This is a genomic window from Paenibacillus sp. MABNR03 (genome assembly GCF_050455445.1).
GTDB classification, from domain to species: domain Bacteria; phylum Bacillota; class Bacilli; order Paenibacillales; family Paenibacillaceae; genus Paenibacillus; species Paenibacillus xylanilyticus.
In genome coordinates this window covers 592,481-610,957 of the sequence record NZ_JBCIYR010000003.1, presented here as the reverse complement: position 1 = coordinate 610,957, position 18,477 = coordinate 592,481, and the positions used below count along the sequence as shown (strand labels likewise).

Genomic DNA, 18,477 nt, shown 5'->3' with positions numbered 1-18,477 from the left:
CAGCCTCCTTCAACTCGACATTTCGATTCCCGTTATGGGTTGCTTCTCATTGCCTTGGTGTTGACTGAACTTCCAGTTAGCGCTTACATTAATAGAGAGAAATTCTCACCATGTACCTGCCTGGCCAAACCGATGAACTTAAACCTGCTTGAATTGTGAACGTTTTTTGTCTAAGCAATTATAGCAAATCTTCACAATCATCGTCTATGGCTTTTCAATTTTTTGGTTTTTTGCTATAAGTAGGGGGAGAGAGGAGCATGAACCATGGAGCATATCAAGGAGTATCATATGCGTTCCATCTTCAAGTCCGGCCACCGAGTTACTGTAGAGGGACCCGTGCCTCCCGAGGCACTTACCGAGCTTGCTTTTCATCCCGATCTGGATGCCTTTCGTCGCCCTTCTGAGCAGCAGGAGGCACTGGTAGTGATCGCGGCATTACCTGAAGGAAGAATCATCATCGCGCGCGAAAATGAGACTATAATTGGATATGTCACCTTCCACTACGCTGATGAATGTGAGCGTTGGTCCGAAGGTAACATGATGGATCTCATTGAGCTCGGCGCTATTGAAGTGGCGGACGAATACCGTTCACTTGGTATCGGACGCGAGATGCTGCTCACTGCATTTGAGAATGGTCAAATGGAGAAATATATCGTTTTCACCACAGAATATTATTGGCATTGGGATTTGAAAGGCAGCGGTCTCTCGGTATGGGATTACCGCAAAATGATGGAACGCTTGATGCAGACCGTGGACATGACCTGGTACGCTACGGATGACCCTGAAATCTGCTCCCATCCGGCAAACTGTCTAATGGTGCGCATCGGAAGTAAAGTACCTCTATCGTCGGAAGAACAATTCGACCGTGTACGGTTTCGTCATCGCTTTATGTATTAATACATGAGCATCATTCGGGAACGATGAATTCGAATGATGTAAAATGCTGAAATACATTGAAAAAAACCGCTTCTCTACGGCAGTTCCATGTTGCAAGTTGGAATCTGCCCACGATAGGCGGTTTGTTTATTTGACTTGTATCGTTCTCGTTCATGAGTCTAGTGAATTGGGATACAGATTACATGTTCTCAAGCATGTGTTCCACAATTCGGTGGGAACGCTGTGAAGACTGTACGGTGAATTCAGCAAAATTCACATCAGCCGAACCATCCGCTTTATCTGACATGCCACGCAGCACAACAAAAGGAACACGGTTCATGAAACTTACCTGCGCCACAGCTGCTCCTTCCATCTCGGCACATGCCCCATCCATTTCGGTATACAGCATGTCTACGGTCTCTTTATTTGCAATAAACTGATCCCCGGACAATACCTTGCCAATCAGGTAGTTAGCTCCCTGCGCTTTACATGCTTCTTCCGCCAGAGCAATCAGTGCAGGTTCTGCCGGGAATGCAGAGGTTTCCTGATACGGGATTACTCCTCGTTCGAATCCAAGCGGGGTCACGTCCATGTCATGCTGAACACACACGGAAGAGATCACGATATCTCCGATATTCAGTTCCGGATTCACCGCACCTGCGACACCAGTGAAAATAATCCGATCAACCTGAAAACGATCGATCAAAATTTGCGTTGTTACCGCTGCATTCACTTTGCCGACTCCCGATTTGCAGACCACAATTTGCTTACCCAGCCATTCGCCTGCCACATAAGTGATGCCGGTTTGCTTCACCGTCTCCAATTGCTTCATGCCGGCCAGCAAAAGTTCCACTTCTTCATCCATTGCTCCAATAATACCAATCGTTTCGCTCATCTTCGATACCTCCAGTTTACTGCCGGACCCATGCATCTCACCCGGTTTATCCATTCATGAAGCACAAAAGCTCCGTCTCCGGAGCTTCCGTATATCCACTATGTAGAGAGAATCTCTTCTCCCTTTCCTTATTGCTTTTACTTAGCCTGCATGGCTTACAGACAGACGAAGAATGGTTTCATGCGGCAAAATAACCCGTGGGTTCTCCACATTTTCCTTCTTCATCAACTTGGTGAGCAAACGCATGGCTACTGCGCCAAGGTCATACATCGGCTGTGCCACCGTTGTCAGCTGCGGACGGACCATGGAAGCCATACGAATGTTATCCACACTAATGATGGAGAAATCGTCAGGAACCTTCAAGCCTTCATCCTGAATGGAGTGAATGGCACCAATGGCCATTTCGTCCGTTGCCGCGAAGATCGCAGATGGTCTTTTCTTCAGTCCGAGGAAATATTTCATCGCTTCCACACCGGACTCGTAGCGATAGTTACCGATCCGTACCAGATCCTCCTGGTATTCCATTCCTGCGGCTTCAAGCGCTTTTTTGTAACCTTGGAAACGTGCATAACCGTTCGCAGGATCCTGCAGTGTACCACTGATCATAGCAATTTCCTTGTGACCATGACGAATCAGGGTATTCACCGCATCGAATGCCGCTGCTTCATGATCGATGTCAACGGAAGGATAAGTTCCCTTCTCATCACTTGTTGCGCAGAGTACGATCGGTACCGCTGCTGACTGGAACGCCTGGATATGTTCATCCGTCACCGTTCCACCCATGAAAAGCAGGCCATCTACCTGTTTTTCCAACAGGGTATTAATGACACGAATCTCTTTTTCCTTTTTCTTGTCCGCGTTACACAAAATAATGTTGTAGTGATACATATTCGCAATATCCTCGATCCCGCGGGCAATCTCTGCAAAAGTCGAGTTTGAAATATCCGGAATAACAACCCCAACCGTTGTCGTCTTCTTGCTCGCCAAACCTCTGGCTACCGCATTCGGACGATATCCCAACCGCTCGATGGCTTCATATACTTTTTTGCGCGTTTGTGGCTTGACATTGGGGTTATTATTAACAACCCGTGATACCGTGGCCATGGACACACCAGCTTCACGTGCCACATCATAAATGGTTACCGTCACAGTACTTCTCTCCATTACCAGTAAATTTTCATACCATTTTCATTAAGATTTATATTACGACAAATTTTTGCATTAATCAATTAAAATAGGCTTTAGGACTCACTTAAAACATTCGTGAGTGCAGACGAAGTAATATCCGAATGGGAAGTATGCCATACAGGAATTCCTTTTTTGACTAGAATCGCTTGCGGAGATTCGTGCTTAACTCCCAGCTTGTCCGCTGCTTCATTGGACACAGGACGATCTTCCACAACATAAATGATGCCATACTTTACATTTTCATTAGGATTATTTTGCAAATAATCATTCATCTCCTGATAAGCATTAGAGCTGATCGGGCAGCGTGTACTATGCTTAAACAGAAGCAAGGGTTGGTCTTCGGTAGCCTCCACTGCGGAGTTTAGCTGTTCAATACTTGTCATTTTAGTCATGTCAGCCATTTGATATACATCCCCCTTTATCAGGAATACCGCTATGTTGAGCGTTTTCACTCTACGATATCTTAACAAAAAGCGCACGAAAAAGCCAATTTTCATGAAAACAAGCATTTTACACGTCAAAATTAGACAGCATTCGAAAAATGTGCCTGCCAGACAAAACCGGATAATTGGCTCAGTCTGCGTTCCGTTGTTTCCATCCATTCTTCGTCGCCTGACTTCTGAGCGTATCCCATAATATCAAGCAGCAAATTAATGCGTTCGCTCACAGCTTGCTGCATATGATGTTCCATCTCTCGATCTGTTGCATCTGGCCAGGCCAGGAATTGTTCATGAAGGAGATCTGCAAGTTCATTTTGCTTGCCAAAAGATACATCCTGTTTCACGGGTTGTTCACCCAGCTTACTGATGCATGCTTTCAAATCCGGCTTGACCGGCTGAAGTACTTCGTAGGAAACACAATCCGTACATGCGAAAACAGGCACATTCCGAATTTCCACTTTCTTGGCATAAACCACCGTTCTTAATTCCAATTCCATCACATGTCCGCATCTGCATGATTTGCGCACAGTCATCACCTCATTCGTTCTATACTCGTATACGTTACCATTCGACCTTTTTCCGCTTAAATCCTGCTACAAACCAGAGGTTGTACAAATTACCACTCTCCCCAAATGCAGGTTGTCGAATATAGGCATACATTCATATGTAACCGATTTCCGCAAAGAGAACATGCACAATCATGAAGTGCTGCACAGAATCTGTTACAATAAAAGCTGCGACATCCTAATCACCGCAAAAGGAGAGATGGTTGTGAGATTAACAGGAAAAAAAGTCATCGCCCTGGTCGATGAAGAATTTGAAGATCTGGAGCTGTGGTACCCGGTACATCGAGTTCGTGAAGAAGGCGCAGAGGTACATCTGGCCGGAGAAAAAAAAGGCAAAACCTACATCGGAAAATACGGTGTTCCCGCTGAGGCGGAATACAGCTTTGATGAACTGGACAGTTCACAATATGATGGTATTCTTGTACCAGGCGGGTGGGCACCCGACAAGCTCCGCCGTTATCCCAAAGTCCTTGAACTGGTTAAGGAAATGAATGCAGATCGCAAGCCGATCGGACAGATCTGTCACGCGGGCTGGGTACTGATATCCGCCAAAATTCTGGATGGTGTCACCGTAACTTCCACACCGGGTATTCGAGATGACATGGAGAATGCCGGAGCGATCTGGAAAGATGAAGCGGTTGTTGTCGATGGACATATTATTTCGGCTCGTCGTCCACCGGATCTTCCTCCCTATGGCAAAGCATTCTGTGATGCTCTTGCGGAAAAATAATACCTTTAAAACAAATAAAGCCCTTCGCTCATCGCGAAAGGCTTTATTTGTTTACCTCTATATGAAATAGAATAAAAGTAAATATATTAATGTAGAGGTATTTTTATACAATCATTCCTTCACGAAGCATTGGACCCGCTCTGCTCATCCGGATTTCCTGTCGAGTCATTATAAACCTGCAATCGCTGCTCAATATCCGCGCTTGTTCTCAGGGCAAAGCAATCCCGTGCCGCCTCTTTCGCCGCCGCCGCTGATGTGTTCAGTACTCTGTGCTTCACACGCAGCAAAGATTGCGGCGACATGCTCAGATTACGAATGCCCAGCTCCAGCCAGAGTGGAACGGAACGTTCGTCCCCTGCCATCTCCCCGCACACGCTGACCTCAATTCCCGCCGTATGAGCCGCGTCTACCGTTGCACGCAGCATACGCAGGACAGCCGGATGATAGGGGTGATACATATGAGCAATCTGTTCATTCATCCGGTCTACAGCCAGTACATACTGTACAAGATCATTGGTACCAATACTGAAGAAGTCCGCTTCCTCGGCAAGCAGGTCGGCAATCATTACGGCTGCCGGCACTTCGATCATAATTCCCACCTGAATATGTGGATCATAAGCTAATTGGCGCTCATCCAGATCGGACATGGCTTCACGCAGAATCTCATTGGCCTGTCTGAGTTCTTCCACGGAAGAGATCATGGGATACATGATCTTGACATTCCCCGCTGCACTGGCCCGAAGAATCGCTGTGAGCTGGGTCTTGAACAGATCCCTGCGGTCCAGACTAATGCGAATCGCCCGATAGCCCAAAAATGGATTATCCTCTTCAGGCAGTTCAAAATAATCGAGCTGTTTGTCACCGCCAATATCCAATGTACGAATAACCACGGATTGACCTGCCGTTTTCTCTGCCACAAGGCGATACACCTCGTACTGCTCCTGCTCACCCGGGAAGGTGGCACGGTCCATGTACAAAAATTCTGTACGGAACAGACCTACCCCTTTTGCCCCGTGTTTTAGAGCCAGATCCAGCTCCTTGACAGAGCTGATGTTGGAAGCCAATTGCAAGACAGCGCCATCCTTGGTGATCGCATCCACTGTAGCGAGCACCTGAAGCTGTTCCTTTTTCTTCAGCTGCTTGCTGCGAATCATCGTGTATCGTTCAATCGTCTTGCGATCCGGTTCCGTAAATACCAATCCGTTATCACCATCCACCACCAGCATATCTCCCGTCTCCACTGGCATGCCAACACTCGCTTCCAGACCGGAAACGAGGGGGATGCCAAGCGCACGGGCCATAATCGCCGAGTGTGACGTTTTGCCACCGATCAGGGTCACGATACCCAGTACATGAGTGGGATTTAGGTGCGCCAGCTGTGATGGGGACAATTCCTTGGCTACAAGGATATAAGGCTGCGTATCCGAAGGGAGCGTAATCTCCGGGGCTCCCAGCAGATGCTTCAGCAGTCGGTTACCCACATCCTTGATGTCGATAGCCCGTTCTTTCATATATTCATCATCCAGCAAATCAAACATGGTCACAAAATGGTCTATGGCTTCTTTTACTGCCACTTCTGCCGCTTTGTACTGCCGTTCAATAATGCCGCGAATTTCGTTCATAAACACGGGATCTTCCAGAATCGCCAGATGCGCATCAAAGATGCTGGACTCTTCCGGTCCGACGACTTCCTTGAACTCATTCTTGATAAATTCGATCTCATCCTTCGATGTCCGTATTCCCTCATACAGCCGTTCGAACTCCTGGGCAAGATCCACCGAATCCATCTTTTGATCCGGCAGATCCCATTCCCAACTGGGCAGGACAAATGCTTTGCCGATGGCTATGCCTGCAGCGCCGTTGATGCCTTGTATCTTCATTCTACCCCTCCAACGTTCCTGTCATAGAGCACCACGGACATGACGGATGCCTGACCTTTCTTGACTTGCTTAAATGGAGCAAAGCTCCATGATTTGACACGATCCGGGTTCGTAATCACCATTGGTGTAGTCAGCGATGCTGCCTCCGCCCGCAGTACGGCCAGATCAAACTTGATTAACAGCTGTCCTGGCTCCACGGTGTCCCCCTCCTGAACGAAGGCTTCAAAATGGCCTTTCAGCTGCGAGGTATCGATCCCGATATGCAGCAGCACCTCAAGTCCTTCCCGGGTTGAAATGCCCAAAGCGTGCATTGTTGGATAAAGGTGCATGATCGTCCCGTATACAGGCGATACCAGCTCTCCTTTTTCCGGAACAAAGGCTACCCCATCCCCGACAAGCTTCGCAGCAAAAATCTGGTCGGGCACCTCTTCGATTGGCAGCATTTTGCCTTGTACCGGTGCACAGAACAGCACCTGCGGCAGATCTCTCTCAAGCAGTTTGGCGATCTCTTCCCGAATCAGTTCCGAATACGTGCCAAATACAACCTGGACGTTACCTCCACCAAGCTTGATCAGCCCGGCAGACCCCATATTCTTCATAGCGCCCGTATCGATGAGACGGTCATTGTGCACCGTCAGACGAAGCCGTGTAATGCAGGCCTCTACCTGTACGATGTTTTCCTTACCACCCAATGCTTCCAGGATCAGCGGAGCCTGATATGGAATATTGCCTACCCAGTCCTCCAGCATGGAGCCTTCCTCACGTCCTGGCGTTGGAATCTTGAACGTACGGATTGCCCAGCGGAACAGGAAATAATAGACCAGCCCATATAGTATGCCAATCGGAATGAGCTTCCAAGCATTCTCTGATAGATGGAAGTTGAGTATGTAATCGATAATGCCCGCGGAATACGAGAAGCCGTGCCGGATATCGAGCCAGTAACCGATCCACATCGCAAGTCCCGACATGACAGCATGTACAATGAACAGATAAGGTGCCGCAAACAAAAAGGCAAACTCAATCTGCTCGGAAACGCCCGTCAGAAAACAAACCAGTGCGGACGTGAGAAACGTCTTTTTGATCTTCGGTTTCAGATCTTCCCTTGCCTCCTGAATAATGGCGAAGGCAATCGCCGGTATGGCAAACATCATGATCGGAAATAAGCCTGCCATAAAATAACCTGCTGTTGGATCGCCTGCAAAAAAGCGCGGCAAATCTCCCTGCACAATGTTCCCGTCTGGCGTTTCAAACGTCCCCAGTTGAAACCAGAACACATTGTTAAGCAAGTGATGAAGTCCAAAGGCGACCAGCACTCTGTACAGAACCCCGTAAATGAACAAACCAAACCCGCCGAGACTGTATTCCCAAGCAGCAATTGCGTTCAATCCATGCTGTAATATGGGAGCGACCCACAGCATGAAACAGGAGAACAGCGCCGAACAGAGCCCGACGATAAGCAAAACAAACCTGGAGCCGCCAAAAAACTGCAAAATTTCAGGCAGCTTGATGCTTTTGAACCGATTATGTGTCACCCCGGCGAGAGCGCCGAGAATAATTCCAATTAAAGAAGCGGGCTGAATGGTTCCATCCCCGAAATGGCGAGTCACCTGATCATATATAACAATACCGGCTAGTGCAGCGAGTCCCGCTTGTCCGGCCTGGTTGGAGAGTCCCAGTGCTACACCGACAGCAAACAAATACGGCAAAAAATAAAAAATACCGTGTCCGGCCACGGTAGACACTTCACCAACAACTTTCAATCCCCAGGCGTCCCAGGGCAAACTGCCAACACTCAGCAAAATTGCGGCGGCAGGCAGGACCATTGTAGGCAGCATTACCGCTCGTCCGAGCTGCTGCAAGGATCCGAGCCAATTCATGGCGACCTCTCCTTTCTATCCTAGATGGTAAGCTTTACGAAACGTTTTGTCAAAGCAAAACAGTAAGCTGCCGGAAATTTGATTTTGACTCTTCAAGCGTACAGCCCAAAGACCACAGCAGCATGCGGCCTGACGACAAAATGCAACCAAACTTGAGGAGTTTCTGCCACCTCTACAACAGGAAAATCCCGTTAACTTGAAGTTAACGGGATCATGCTTATATCTTATAACGCTTAACCGCGTCCAGCACCGCGCAGAACGATGGAATCCTCCACCTTGATGCAGCGATTCGTTACCGCAGTCATTCCATTCTCAGCCGCAATCTGTACCGCCTCATCATTGTGAATACCAAGCTGGAGCCACAATACATTCGCTTTGATTGCTGCCGCTTCACGTGCCACTTCCGGGGTATATTCACTCCGACGGAATACGTTAACAATATCTACCGGCTCGGGGATATCCGCCAGGGTTGCATATACTTTCTCGCCAAGGATTTCACCCTGTGCTTGCGGGTTAACCGGAATGATCCGATAGCCTCTGCTCTGCATGGCTTCCGCTACCATATAGGAAGTACGATCCGATTTGTCCGATAAGCCGACGACTGCGATGTTGCCTGCCTTGCGTAAAATTTGCCCAATTTCTTCACGAGTAGGGTTGTTAAATTCCATGTCCAAGCACCATCCTTTTCTGCTTAACGTGTTATTTTACTCTTTTACCCATTGAACCGAGGCGCCAAGCGCCTGCAAGTGATCGAAATATTGCGGATACGACTTGGCTACATGGTGTGCATCCCGAATACGAAGCGGCTCCTTGGAACGAAGGCCAACCACCGTCAACGCCATGATGACGCGATGATCGAAGTGAGCATTAATCTCAACGCCGCCTTCCACGCCTTCCGGGCGACCGTGAACGATAATCTCGGCCTGACGCTCTTCTACGTTAGCTCCCGCCTTCCGCAGCTCGTTCAAATAATCCGTAATTCGGTCACATTCCTTGTAACGCAGGTTCTCTACATTATAGAACCGTGAGGTGCCTTCCGCAAATACAGCTGCGGCTACCATCGCCAAAACCGCGTCCGTTGCCGCATCTCCGTCAAATTCGATGGCTTTCAACCGACCGTTACCCTGCACATGTACCACATCGTTTTCGTGGGTCAGCGGAACTTCCATCATGCGCAGAACGTCAACAATGGCACGCTCTCCCTGTTTGCTCTGCTCCATCAAACGCAGAATTTTCACATCCGATTGTGTAACAGCTGCTGCAGCCAGTACCGCAGCCGAACCAGGATAGTCTCCCTGAACGGTATACGTTTGCGGTTGATAAGCCTGCCCACCAGGTACGCGGAAAGACATGTAGTCATCGCTCGCATGAATGACGATCCCTGCCTGTTCAAGCACTTCGAGCGTCTGACCAATAACCACTTTGGACTTAAGGTCATTCAGCACTTCAATCGTGCTGTCTTCCGCGAGAAGAGGAGTGACAAAAAGCAATGCACTCAGATATTGGGAACTGACCGAACCGGACACACGGATATGTCCGCCCTTGGCATTTCCGCCCTTAATCATAATTGGCAGGCGCCCTTGCTCATGCTGCACTTCAACACCGAGCTGTCCAAGGGCATCAATCAGGTCGTCATGTGGACGTTTGCCCAAGGAATCCGGATAAGTATTCACAAAGGTAACTTCAGGACAGAGGGCAGTTACTCCCATCAGGAACCGGAGCACTGCACCAGCGTTGCCTACATTCAACTCGCGCACGTCACGCGGATGGCTGCCGAAGCCTTGAATGACGATTTTGCTATCATCTTCTTCGAGCACAGCTCCGAGATCACGGATACATCTGCGCATCGCATCACTGTCTTCGCTGTGAGCCGGGAAATGGATGGTGCTTGTACCTTCTGCCAGTGCTGCGGCGAGCAGGTAACGGGTAGTATAGTTTTTGGAAGACAGGGCTCCAAATTCCCCGTTCAGGGTAGGGGTTGGTTTAACGATTACGTCCATGGGTGAAATTCTCCTTCATTGGTCAGATTAAGCTGCTAGGTAAAACGATTAAATATGGCACGGAGCCAATTCACCAAATTGACATTGCCCACACTGCTTGGGTATCATTATAGGCGTTAAGTCCATACAGAAAAGAGGACCTGAATATGACTCAAATTGCAGAAATTGAAACATCCGAGCTTCGCCGCCGTTTACAGGCAGGAGAGAAGCTACAGATGATAGACGTCCGTGAGGATGAAGAGGTCGCGCAAGGCATGATTGAAGGAGCCAAGCATATCCCGCTCGGACAGATTCCGGACAGATTGTCGGAAATCGAGAAGTCCGGTGAGATCATACTGATCTGCCGCAGCGGTTACCGCAGTGAGCGTGCCGCTGAGTATTTGCAGCAGCTCGGTTATGATGGCTGCACCAACATGGTTGGCGGCATGCTGCAATGGCAGCAGGAAGACTAAATCCTTCTGGAGTAGGACCAAAACGCACAGACATCATTGGACTGCAACCAGCAGTTTCAGAAAGGTCTATCTGGACCCCTCTCCTCCACATTCAGTCTCAAACGGGCCATATGGCCCGTTTTGTTATTTCCCTACGTCAAACCCTTCGCTGTTCACTTCACCAAGCTGCTCTCGGCTGATTCCATCCATGATGTTCAAACACCAAAATGCAGTGGATACAAGCTTAGACGCGGTAATGCGCTAAAATTAAACGAGTCACTTCAGCTGCGGATAACTCCGTTGTATCCACTGTGTAATGTGCAAACCGGTATGCGTCCTTCCGTTCTTCCATAATGGTCTGGATCCGTTCCTCCGCATTGCCAGCCAGAAGGGGACGATTATCGCTGCCGCTCACACGCTGTACGATCACTGCGGGATCAGCGGTCAGTGCGACAACCCAGCCGTTCTTGGACATCACGTCACAATTATCAGAGCGAAGCACCACGCCGCCTCCGGTCGCGATGACCTGTGCCTTTTTTTCTAATACGGAACATAACATTCGGCTCTCGGCATCGCGGAAATACGATTCTCCCTTGCCTGTGAACAATTCCGGAATCGTACAGCCTTCCTCTTTCTCCACCGCGGCATCCACATCGATCAGTCGGTAACCCAGCTCGCGTGCAAGCATGTCGGCGACCGTTGATTTGCCGGTTCCCATCATGCCTATGAGAATAATATTGTTAGACTTGCTCAAGGGTGTACACTCCTTTATTTCAAGCATTTCATGAGCACTTTTGTCCTATCATAACACAGCCCTGCTGACGGGGGAAGGCCATAGCCCCTGAGGGAGATAGGGAGCTCCTGCCAAATCTGACCTGAAATGAAAAAATGGCCTGGAGTCATCCGGCATGCCGGAACCCCAGGCCATTCTTCAAGAAAGTACCCCCCGAATCAGCTTCAGGAGCACTCCAACCTAATTAAACTTAGAATGAGTACACTATTCCATCCAGTTGTGGTGGAAGCTGCCTTCTTTGTCCACCCGTTTAAAGGTGTGAGCGCCGAAGTAGTCACGTTGAGCTTGCAGCAGGTTTGCAGGCAAGCGCTCTGTGCGGTAGCTGTCGTAGTAGGACAACGCACTGGAGAAGCCAGGCACCGGAATACCCTGTTGTACTGCAGCTGCTACGACTTCACGCCAAGCATCCTGGTAGGATTCAACGATGTTTTGGAAGTACGGATCGAGAAGCAGGTTTTTGAGTTCTGCATCTTTGTCGTACGCTTCTTTGATGTTTTGCAGGAACTGTGAGCGGATAATGCAACCGCCGCGGAAGATCATGGCGATGTTGCCGTATTTCAGATCCCAGCCATATTCATCGGAAGCTGCACGCATTTGGGCAAAGCCTTGTGCGTAGGATACGATTTTACTTGCGAACAACGCTTTGCGTACGCTCTCGATAAATGCCTTTTTGTCTCCGGAGTAAGCTTCTGCCTTCGGACCATTCAGGATTTTGCTCGCAGCTACACGCTCGTCTTTCATCGCGGACAGGAAACGTGAGAACACGGATTCTGTAATCATGGACAGAGGTACGCCGAGATCCAGCGCGCTTTGGCTTGTCCATTTGCCTGTTCCTTTTTGTCCGGCAGCATCCAGAATAACGTCAACCATTGGTTTGCCGGTTTCCGGATCGTATTTGGAGAAGATATCAGCCGTAATCTCGATCAGATAGCTGTCCAATTCGCCTTGATTCCACTCCGTGAAGATTTCGTGCAGTTCCTCAACGGACACATTCAGTACGGACTTAAGCAGGTGGTAAGCTTCACCAATCAACTGCATATCTCCGTATTCAATGCCGTTGTGGACCATTTTCACATAGTGTCCGGCACCGTCCGGTCCGATATATGTACAACAAGGATCGTCACCAACTTTGGCAGAGATGGCTGTCAGAATCGGTTCAACCAGCTTATACGCACTTTCCTGTCCGCCTGGCATAATGGAAGGGCCTTTCAGCGCGCCTTCTTCACCGCCGGATACACCTGTACCAATGAAGCGAATGCCTTTGTCTTCCAGCTCTTTGCTGCGGCGTTGGGTATCAGGGAAGTATGCGTTACCTCCGTCAATAATGATGTCACCCTCATCCAAGTGAGGCAGCAATTGCTCAATGGTCGCATCGGTAGCTTTACCGGCTTGTACCATGATCAGGATTTTGCGCGGGGATTCCAGGGATGCCACGAACTCTTCAATGGAGAACGTGCCCGTGAGGTTTTTGCCTTCAGCCTCTTTCAAAAGATCATTGGTTTTCTCCGGGGAACGGTTAAATACCGATACCGTGAAGCCTCTGCTTTCAATGTTAAGGGCCAAATTTTTGCCCATTACTGCAAGTCCAATGACACCGATCTGTTGTTTTGCCATCTGGGTCCTCCATCCTTTGCTCCAATAATTTTATTGAAATTGACTCTCAACAATACCCCCATTTTAACGGTTTTACGCATGGAAGTGAACCCCGTACCCCTGCTGCGCAACGAGAAAACACCCCAAATGTCTGAGGTGTTCATCGTATTTTCATAAATACGGCCTTCGTGCTCAACCTTCGAGCATCAGCATAAGTCCGGACAGACGCTTTAATGCTTCCCGGCAGATGTCGGCTTTCTCCACGTTATCCATCTGAATGGCAGCGTGCAGACGCTCCAGTTCATCATCAATTTCCATCCGCAGAAGCATGAGCCGCTCTTCTCCTTCTCGCGATAGAAACATCTCTTCCATCTCCTCCGCCGTCGGCGCGGGTTCCTTTTGAAAAATGACACGCTGTTTGAATCCGGATACTTCCACGAGACGTATAACCTCACCAAACAATATGTTCTCCACCGTCATCTGCTGATCCTTGAAACGTTTGACAACCGCATGCCCACGTGTATCCCCAATCAGCTTCTCCAGCCATTCAGCCAGCTTGGCGTCCTTAATAATGTAATCGCCTGTCATTTTGTAGTTCCCACTGCGTGTCTGTTGAAAACGGAGCTTTACCAGTTTGCGCCCGGTGCGGACAGACAGAATAAAAAAGGATTCATCCTCGCTCCAATATAGTGAATACCCTTCACGAATAAGGTCTTTGATCAAATTTTGGATATGCCGACGGTTGAACCGCAGCTCCAGATTGCAATATTCAACTTCATAACTCTTATTCACGGCACTCCCCTCCATCTGTACCGGATGTGTTCCGGTCCTCTTCTTCCATTGCTTCTTCCGTATCGGCTTACCCTATTTTATACTTCATTTTATGTAAGGGTACTTGGTTATTTGACTATTTTTCATCGAATGAAGCGGGGGAATTGATGTTTCCGCGGATGCACAGGGGCAAGCCCCCGAATTTAATGATATAATGGACGCGAAATGGAGGAATACAGATGACTTTCTCGGGTTTTGACAGCACCGATTTTGATGTATTTCAGGTTCCCGGGTTGGAACCGCGTATGGAAATGCTGATTGAACGGGTCCGGCCCAAGCTGGAAGAGCTCGGTACAGAGCTTACACCTTTTCTTACTGAGTTAAGTGGAGAAGAGATGTTTGTTCATGTGGCCAAACACGCGCGCCGTACTGTCAATCCGCCAAAAGATACGTGGGTAGCCTGGGCAGCTTCCAAACGTGGATACAAAGCACTGCCTCACTTCGAAGTGGGCATGTTCGATACGCATGTGTTTGTCATTTTTGCTCTCATCTACGAAAGTCCGAACAAGACAACGTTCGCAGATGGCCTTGAACGCCAGTTGAACGAAGTCCGCAGCAGCCTGCCTGGGACGTATTACTGGTCCATGGATCATATGACGCCCCACGGTACACTGCAGAAGGACATGCAGGATGAGGATTTTGATAAAATCATTACAAAGCTGAAGACGGTAAAAAAAGCCGAGGTGATGTGCGGTCTGCGCATTGATCGCGATGATCCGCTTGTTGCTGACGGGGACAAGTTTGTGGAAACGGTGCGCTCGACGTTCACGACGTTACTCCCGCTGTACAAGATGTCTTTTGCTTAATCGGACAAAAATTCTGACCCTCTACAACATTTCAGTTAGAAATGACTCTCGAAATGTTGCAGCGTTTATAACAAAAGGAGTTCCAATACCGGTTAAACCGGTACAAGAACTCCTTTTATTTCATTTGGCCGGTGCTGTGCGATACGGTCTTCTTGATAATACAAAATGCACAATGGCAAGCCCTGCCATAACAACGGCACTTCCGAAAAATGGCGCGGGGTGGCTGATATGATCCCACAGCAATCCTGAAACGATTGGCCCTACGACCATGCCGGATCCCTGGAGGGTGAGGAAAAATCCCCAGATCGCTCCGCGTTCTCCCTTCGGGATGAGAGTAGCCACGAAGGTGTTCCATGCCGGCAAAATCATCGCATAACTCACCCCTACCAGCATGACAATACCAAAAACAACCGGTATGGATGTTATTAACGCAAATGCGAACAAACTTGCGGAGGCCAGCAAAAAGCCCATATGCAGAAATAGGGATGTCCCGAACCGATCCACCAATTTACCCACGGGCAGCAATGCAATGACCGTTATCCCGCCACCTGCGATAAGCAGCAAGCTATAGAGGTTGGGGGAAATATGCAGATCTGTTCGGGTGTACAACGTAATGACCGGACTGAGCAGGCCAATCACAAAAGATTGCATGAACAGGGCCGGATATACGAGTGGGTTCACATTAAGCGTGCTGCGTACCCGCTGCAGCGTGCCCTGAACGCTCTCTTTGAGCCTGATCAATGGTGTAAGCAGGGTCGGCTTCGGCGGAACCTTAACCGCTGTTCCCTTCGATTCTGCTGCGGTCTGCTGACCTTCCACCACGACGCGGCCCGGAAGAATCATGGCGACCAAAATAACGAGAACTGCACAGCCAAGAAGCACCAGAAATACGGTACGGTAATCATGATCCGTACGCTCAAGCAGCCAGTTCATGCCCACCGGTCCAAGTCCCGTTCCACCCAGAGCGGCCATTTCCAGCGCCCCCATGGCTGTTCCGTTTTTGTTCTGAGGTCCTGATAGCGCAGTCACCCCGGTCATGGCACAAGGCCAGAGCGGTGAAGTCCCCACACCAAGAATCAAACAGGCCATGGCAAGTCCAAATGCACTTTTGAAAAATATAATCATGATTACAGCGATCAATGTGCAGATCAGGGCCGTTACCATCGTTGCACGAAACCCGATTCGTTCGGCTGCCCAGCCCGATGGAGCACGGAACAGATTATCACCCAGGTATTGCAGGGCAAAGGCCACACCAATTACTCCTGCAGACAATCCCAAAATATTATCCATATACACTGGCAGAATGGCGACCAGCAGAGCTCCTTTAATCACTTCAACCAAAAAAAGTGTCAGCCACATTGCGATAAAAAACGGTGATCGCAAAATTTTGGCTGGTTTTGTTTCTGTTTGCATTCTTTTTCCCCTTTCCGGTGTTCACTGGCCCATTTCCTATCCATATTGTAACCGTCAGGAATACGCCCAAATCTTAGCAATTTGAAAATTTGTCAAGCCGACCGCTTGCATTCGGTTCCTAATTTGCTATACTCATCTTTGTTTGACATTTTATCAGGAAAGGTTGTGACAGCACTGATGGATCACCGCCGTACGCCGCTGTTTACCGCTTTAAAAAACCACGCGGCACTCAATCCGGTGCAATTTCATATCCCGGGACATAAAAAAGGGTTGGGAACGGATACCGAATTTCGTGAATTTATCGGCGATAATGCCCTCTCCATAGATTTGATCAACATCGCTCCGCTGGATGACCTTCATCAGCCTACCGGTGTCATTGAGGAAGCGCAGATTCTGGCAGCCGATGCTTTCGGAGCCGATTATACCTATTTTAGTGTGCAAGGCACAAGCAGTGCGATCATGACCATGATTTTGTCGGTATGTGAACCGGGTGACAAGATTATTGTGCCCCGTAACGTGCATAAATCGGTCATGTCTGCCATTATTTTCTCAGGTGCGAAGCCTGTATTTGTCTCTCCTGCACAGGATGCCAATCTCGGTATCGATCATGGCGTGACTACAGGTGCTGTACGACGTGCGCTTGAGCGCCATCCTGACGCCAAGGCATTGCTGGTCATTAATCCAACGTACTTCGGTGTATGTACAGACCTGAAAGAGATTGTCGAACTGGCACACAGCTACCAGGTCCCTGTACTGGTGGATGAAGCACATGGCGTGCTCATTCATTTCCATGAGGATCTGCCGCTGTCTGCAATGGCTGCCGGAGCAGACATGGCTGCAACCAGTGTGCACAAGCTGGGCGGTTCCATGACACAGAGTTCCGTGCTGAACCTGAACACCAAAAATGGATTCGTGAATCCGCAGCGTGTACAGACTATTCTCAGTATGCTGACTTCAACGTCCACTTCGTATATCTTGCTTGCTTCACTTGATACGTCAAGACGCAATCTGGCACTGCACGGTCACGAAATGGCCCAAAAGGCAATTGATCTGGCCCAGTTTGCCAGACGCACCATTAATGATATTGACGGGCTATACTGCTTCGGCAAAGAGCTGCTCGGTACTGAGGCAACCTTCAATTATGATCCAACCAAAGTAACCATTCATGTTCGCCACCTGGGTATCACAGGTTATGAAACGGAGAACTGGTTGCGGGAACATTACAACATCGAGGTTGAGCTTAGTGATATGTACAATATTCTGTGCCTGATCACTCCTGGCGATACGGATGAATCTGTGGATATCCTGCTGAACGCACTACAGGATTTGTCCCGTACGTATTATCAGGTGAACCCTGCACATGAATTGGTGGTTAAGGTTCCAGACGTGCCACAATTGATGCTCACACCACGTGATGCGTTCTATGGGGATACGGAAGTCATTCCCTTCAAGGAATCGGCAGGACGCATTATCTCTGAATTTATTTACGTGTATCCGCCGGGAATTCCGATCCTGCTGCCGGGTGAGGTTATTACTCAAGAGAACATCGACTACATCATCGATCATGTCGAGGTTGGATTGCCGGTTAAAGGTCCTGAAGACCGCAGCGTGACCAATGTCAAAGTCATTGTGGAAGCAGATGCGATTTTCTAACGATCCTTCCTGAGGTTCGACTCGAGCGAGAAGTAACGATATTGAAGGACCAAGCTCCGGCTTGGTCCTTTTGTTGTTGGAGCGCATGCAAAATGCACTGGAATACGTACAAATACACGTAAGAAAACAAACAAAAGGCCCCCTGAAATCAAGGAGCCTCGTTGTTCTATTCCATAAATTAAATTACTCTTGTCCTGCAACGAGTTCGTTGTATGCCGCTTCAACACGGTTCCACTCGGCTTCGTCTTCAATATTGTAGAGCACCATTTCCTCGTCTTCTTCTTCCATACGCAGGATGATGCCGTCAGCTTCAGGATTGTTACGTTCCAGTAGGAGCGCATAAACATGGTTTTCCACGTCAAACGTCTCCACCAAAACCATCTCCACGTCATTTCCGTTCTCGTCTGTCAGAGTCAGAAGAACTTCTTCATGCTCGTGGTCGTGGTCATGGTCGTGACCGCAGCCGCAGGCATCGCCGTGTTCATGTGTGTGATCGCTCATTGAT

Annotated in this window: 18 protein-coding genes; 5 read left to right on the top strand and 13 right to left on the bottom strand. The window is 48.9% G+C overall.

From position 1 onward, the window contains the following. The first annotated feature begins 264 nt into the window (after positions 1 to 264). A complete protein-coding gene (locus AAIH57_RS17980; RefSeq protein WP_430022558.1) occupies positions 265 to 897 on the top strand; it encodes a GNAT family N-acetyltransferase in 633 nt (210 codons plus the stop codon). Positions 898 to 1,075: 178 nt separating this feature from the next. On the opposite strand, the gene AAIH57_RS17975 is transcribed toward AAIH57_RS17980, so the two are convergent. From AAIH57_RS17975 to AAIH57_RS17960, 4 genes are all read right to left on the bottom strand, one after another. Continuing rightward, positions 1,076 to 1,771, bottom strand: a complete 696-nt coding sequence (locus AAIH57_RS17975; RefSeq protein WP_175395711.1) for a 5'-methylthioadenosine/adenosylhomocysteine nucleosidase — start codon at positions 1,769 to 1,771, stop codon at positions 1,076 to 1,078. A 141-nt stretch (positions 1,772 to 1,912) separates the two neighbouring features. Further along, positions 1,913 to 2,920, bottom strand: a complete 1,008-nt coding sequence (ccpA, locus tag AAIH57_RS17970) for a catabolite control protein A (protein ID WP_095290204.1) — start codon at positions 2,918 to 2,920, stop codon at positions 1,913 to 1,915. Between the two features lie 92 nt (positions 2,921 to 3,012). Continuing rightward, the gene (ytxJ, locus tag AAIH57_RS17965; protein WP_430022557.1) at positions 3,013 to 3,360 is read right to left on the bottom strand and encodes a bacillithiol system redox-active protein YtxJ; all 348 of its coding nucleotides are present in this window, start codon (positions 3,358 to 3,360) and stop codon (positions 3,013 to 3,015) included. 122 nt (positions 3,361 to 3,482) lie between these two features. Beyond that, a complete protein-coding gene (locus AAIH57_RS17960; protein ID WP_430022556.1) occupies positions 3,483 to 3,926 on the bottom strand; it encodes a hypothetical protein in 444 nt (147 codons plus the stop codon). Positions 3,927 to 4,164: 238 nt separating this feature from the next. Between AAIH57_RS17960 and AAIH57_RS17955 the strand changes: the two genes are divergently transcribed. Further along, positions 4,165 to 4,695, top strand: a complete 531-nt coding sequence (locus AAIH57_RS17955; protein WP_175395714.1) for a type 1 glutamine amidotransferase domain-containing protein — start codon at positions 4,165 to 4,167, stop codon at positions 4,693 to 4,695. Between the two features lie 119 nt (positions 4,696 to 4,814). On the opposite strand, the gene ptsP is transcribed toward AAIH57_RS17955, so the two are convergent. The 4 genes from ptsP to aroA all read right to left on the bottom strand — a co-directional run bounded on the left by ptsP (position 4,815) and on the right by aroA (position 10,452). Beyond that, positions 4,815 to 6,575, bottom strand: coding sequence for a phosphoenolpyruvate--protein phosphotransferase (ptsP, locus tag AAIH57_RS17950; RefSeq protein WP_175395715.1), 1,761 nt, complete (start codon positions 6,573 to 6,575; stop codon positions 4,815 to 4,817). After that, entirely contained in the window at positions 6,572 to 8,452 is a 1,881-nt protein-coding gene (locus AAIH57_RS17945) for a glucose PTS transporter subunit IIA (protein WP_175395716.1), read from the bottom strand. Before AAIH57_RS17945 ends, ptsP begins: the two co-directional genes overlap by 4 nt. 233 nt (positions 8,453 to 8,685) lie before the next feature. Then, the gene (locus AAIH57_RS17940) at positions 8,686 to 9,120 is read right to left on the bottom strand and encodes a CoA-binding protein (protein WP_175395717.1); all 435 of its coding nucleotides are present in this window, start codon (positions 9,118 to 9,120) and stop codon (positions 8,686 to 8,688) included. Positions 9,121 to 9,156: 36 nt separating this feature from the next. Then, positions 9,157 to 10,452, bottom strand: coding sequence for a 3-phosphoshikimate 1-carboxyvinyltransferase (gene aroA / locus AAIH57_RS17935; RefSeq protein WP_430022555.1), 1,296 nt, complete (start codon positions 10,450 to 10,452; stop codon positions 9,157 to 9,159). Between the two features lie 146 nt (positions 10,453 to 10,598). Between aroA and AAIH57_RS17930 the strand changes: the two genes are divergently transcribed. Further along, positions 10,599 to 10,904 carry a rhodanese-like domain-containing protein gene (locus tag AAIH57_RS17930; protein ID WP_175395719.1) on the top strand — a complete coding sequence of 102 codons (306 nt, stop codon included), beginning with the start codon at positions 10,599 to 10,601 and terminating at the stop codon, positions 10,902 to 10,904. A 223-nt stretch (positions 10,905 to 11,127) separates the two neighbouring features. Here the strand turns inward: AAIH57_RS17930 and AAIH57_RS17925 are convergent, their stop codons facing one another. The 3 genes from AAIH57_RS17925 to AAIH57_RS17915 all read right to left on the bottom strand — a co-directional run bounded on the left by AAIH57_RS17925 (position 11,128) and on the right by AAIH57_RS17915 (position 14,061). Next, entirely contained in the window at positions 11,128 to 11,637 is a 510-nt protein-coding gene (locus tag AAIH57_RS17925; protein WP_246310846.1) for a shikimate kinase, read from the bottom strand. A 243-nt stretch (positions 11,638 to 11,880) separates the two neighbouring features. Beyond that, positions 11,881 to 13,290 carry an NADP-dependent phosphogluconate dehydrogenase gene (gndA, locus tag AAIH57_RS17920; RefSeq protein ID WP_430022554.1) on the bottom strand — a complete coding sequence of 470 codons (1,410 nt, stop codon included), beginning with the start codon at positions 13,288 to 13,290 and terminating at the stop codon, positions 11,881 to 11,883. Between the two features lie 171 nt (positions 13,291 to 13,461). Then, on the bottom strand, positions 13,462 to 14,061 hold the full coding sequence (locus tag AAIH57_RS17915; RefSeq protein ID WP_430022553.1) for a hypothetical protein: 600 nt from the start codon (positions 14,059 to 14,061) through the stop codon (positions 13,462 to 13,464). 218 nt (positions 14,062 to 14,279) lie between these two features. Here AAIH57_RS17915 and AAIH57_RS17910 point away from each other — a divergent pair, with 218 nt between their 5' ends. Then, on the top strand, positions 14,280 to 14,906 hold the full coding sequence (locus AAIH57_RS17910; protein WP_430022552.1) for a YktB family protein: 627 nt from the start codon (positions 14,280 to 14,282) through the stop codon (positions 14,904 to 14,906). 120 nt (positions 14,907 to 15,026) lie between these two features. Here the strand turns inward: AAIH57_RS17910 and AAIH57_RS17905 are convergent, their stop codons facing one another. Further along, positions 15,027 to 16,319 (bottom strand): MFS transporter, encoded by a 1,293-nt coding sequence (locus AAIH57_RS17905; RefSeq protein ID WP_430022551.1) that lies wholly within the window; start codon positions 16,317 to 16,319, stop codon positions 15,027 to 15,029. A gap of 177 nt (positions 16,320 to 16,496) precedes the next feature. Between AAIH57_RS17905 and AAIH57_RS17900 the strand changes: the two genes are divergently transcribed. After that, positions 16,497 to 17,972 (top strand): aminotransferase class I/II-fold pyridoxal phosphate-dependent enzyme, encoded by a 1,476-nt coding sequence (locus tag AAIH57_RS17900; RefSeq protein WP_175395757.1) that lies wholly within the window; start codon positions 16,497 to 16,499, stop codon positions 17,970 to 17,972. 183 nt (positions 17,973 to 18,155) lie between these two features. Here AAIH57_RS17900 and AAIH57_RS17895 read toward each other — a convergent pair whose 3' ends face one another. After that, positions 18,156 to 18,473, bottom strand: a complete 318-nt coding sequence (locus tag AAIH57_RS17895) for a DUF1292 domain-containing protein (RefSeq protein ID WP_095290091.1) — start codon at positions 18,471 to 18,473, stop codon at positions 18,156 to 18,158. Positions 18,474 to 18,477: the final 4 nt, after the last annotated feature.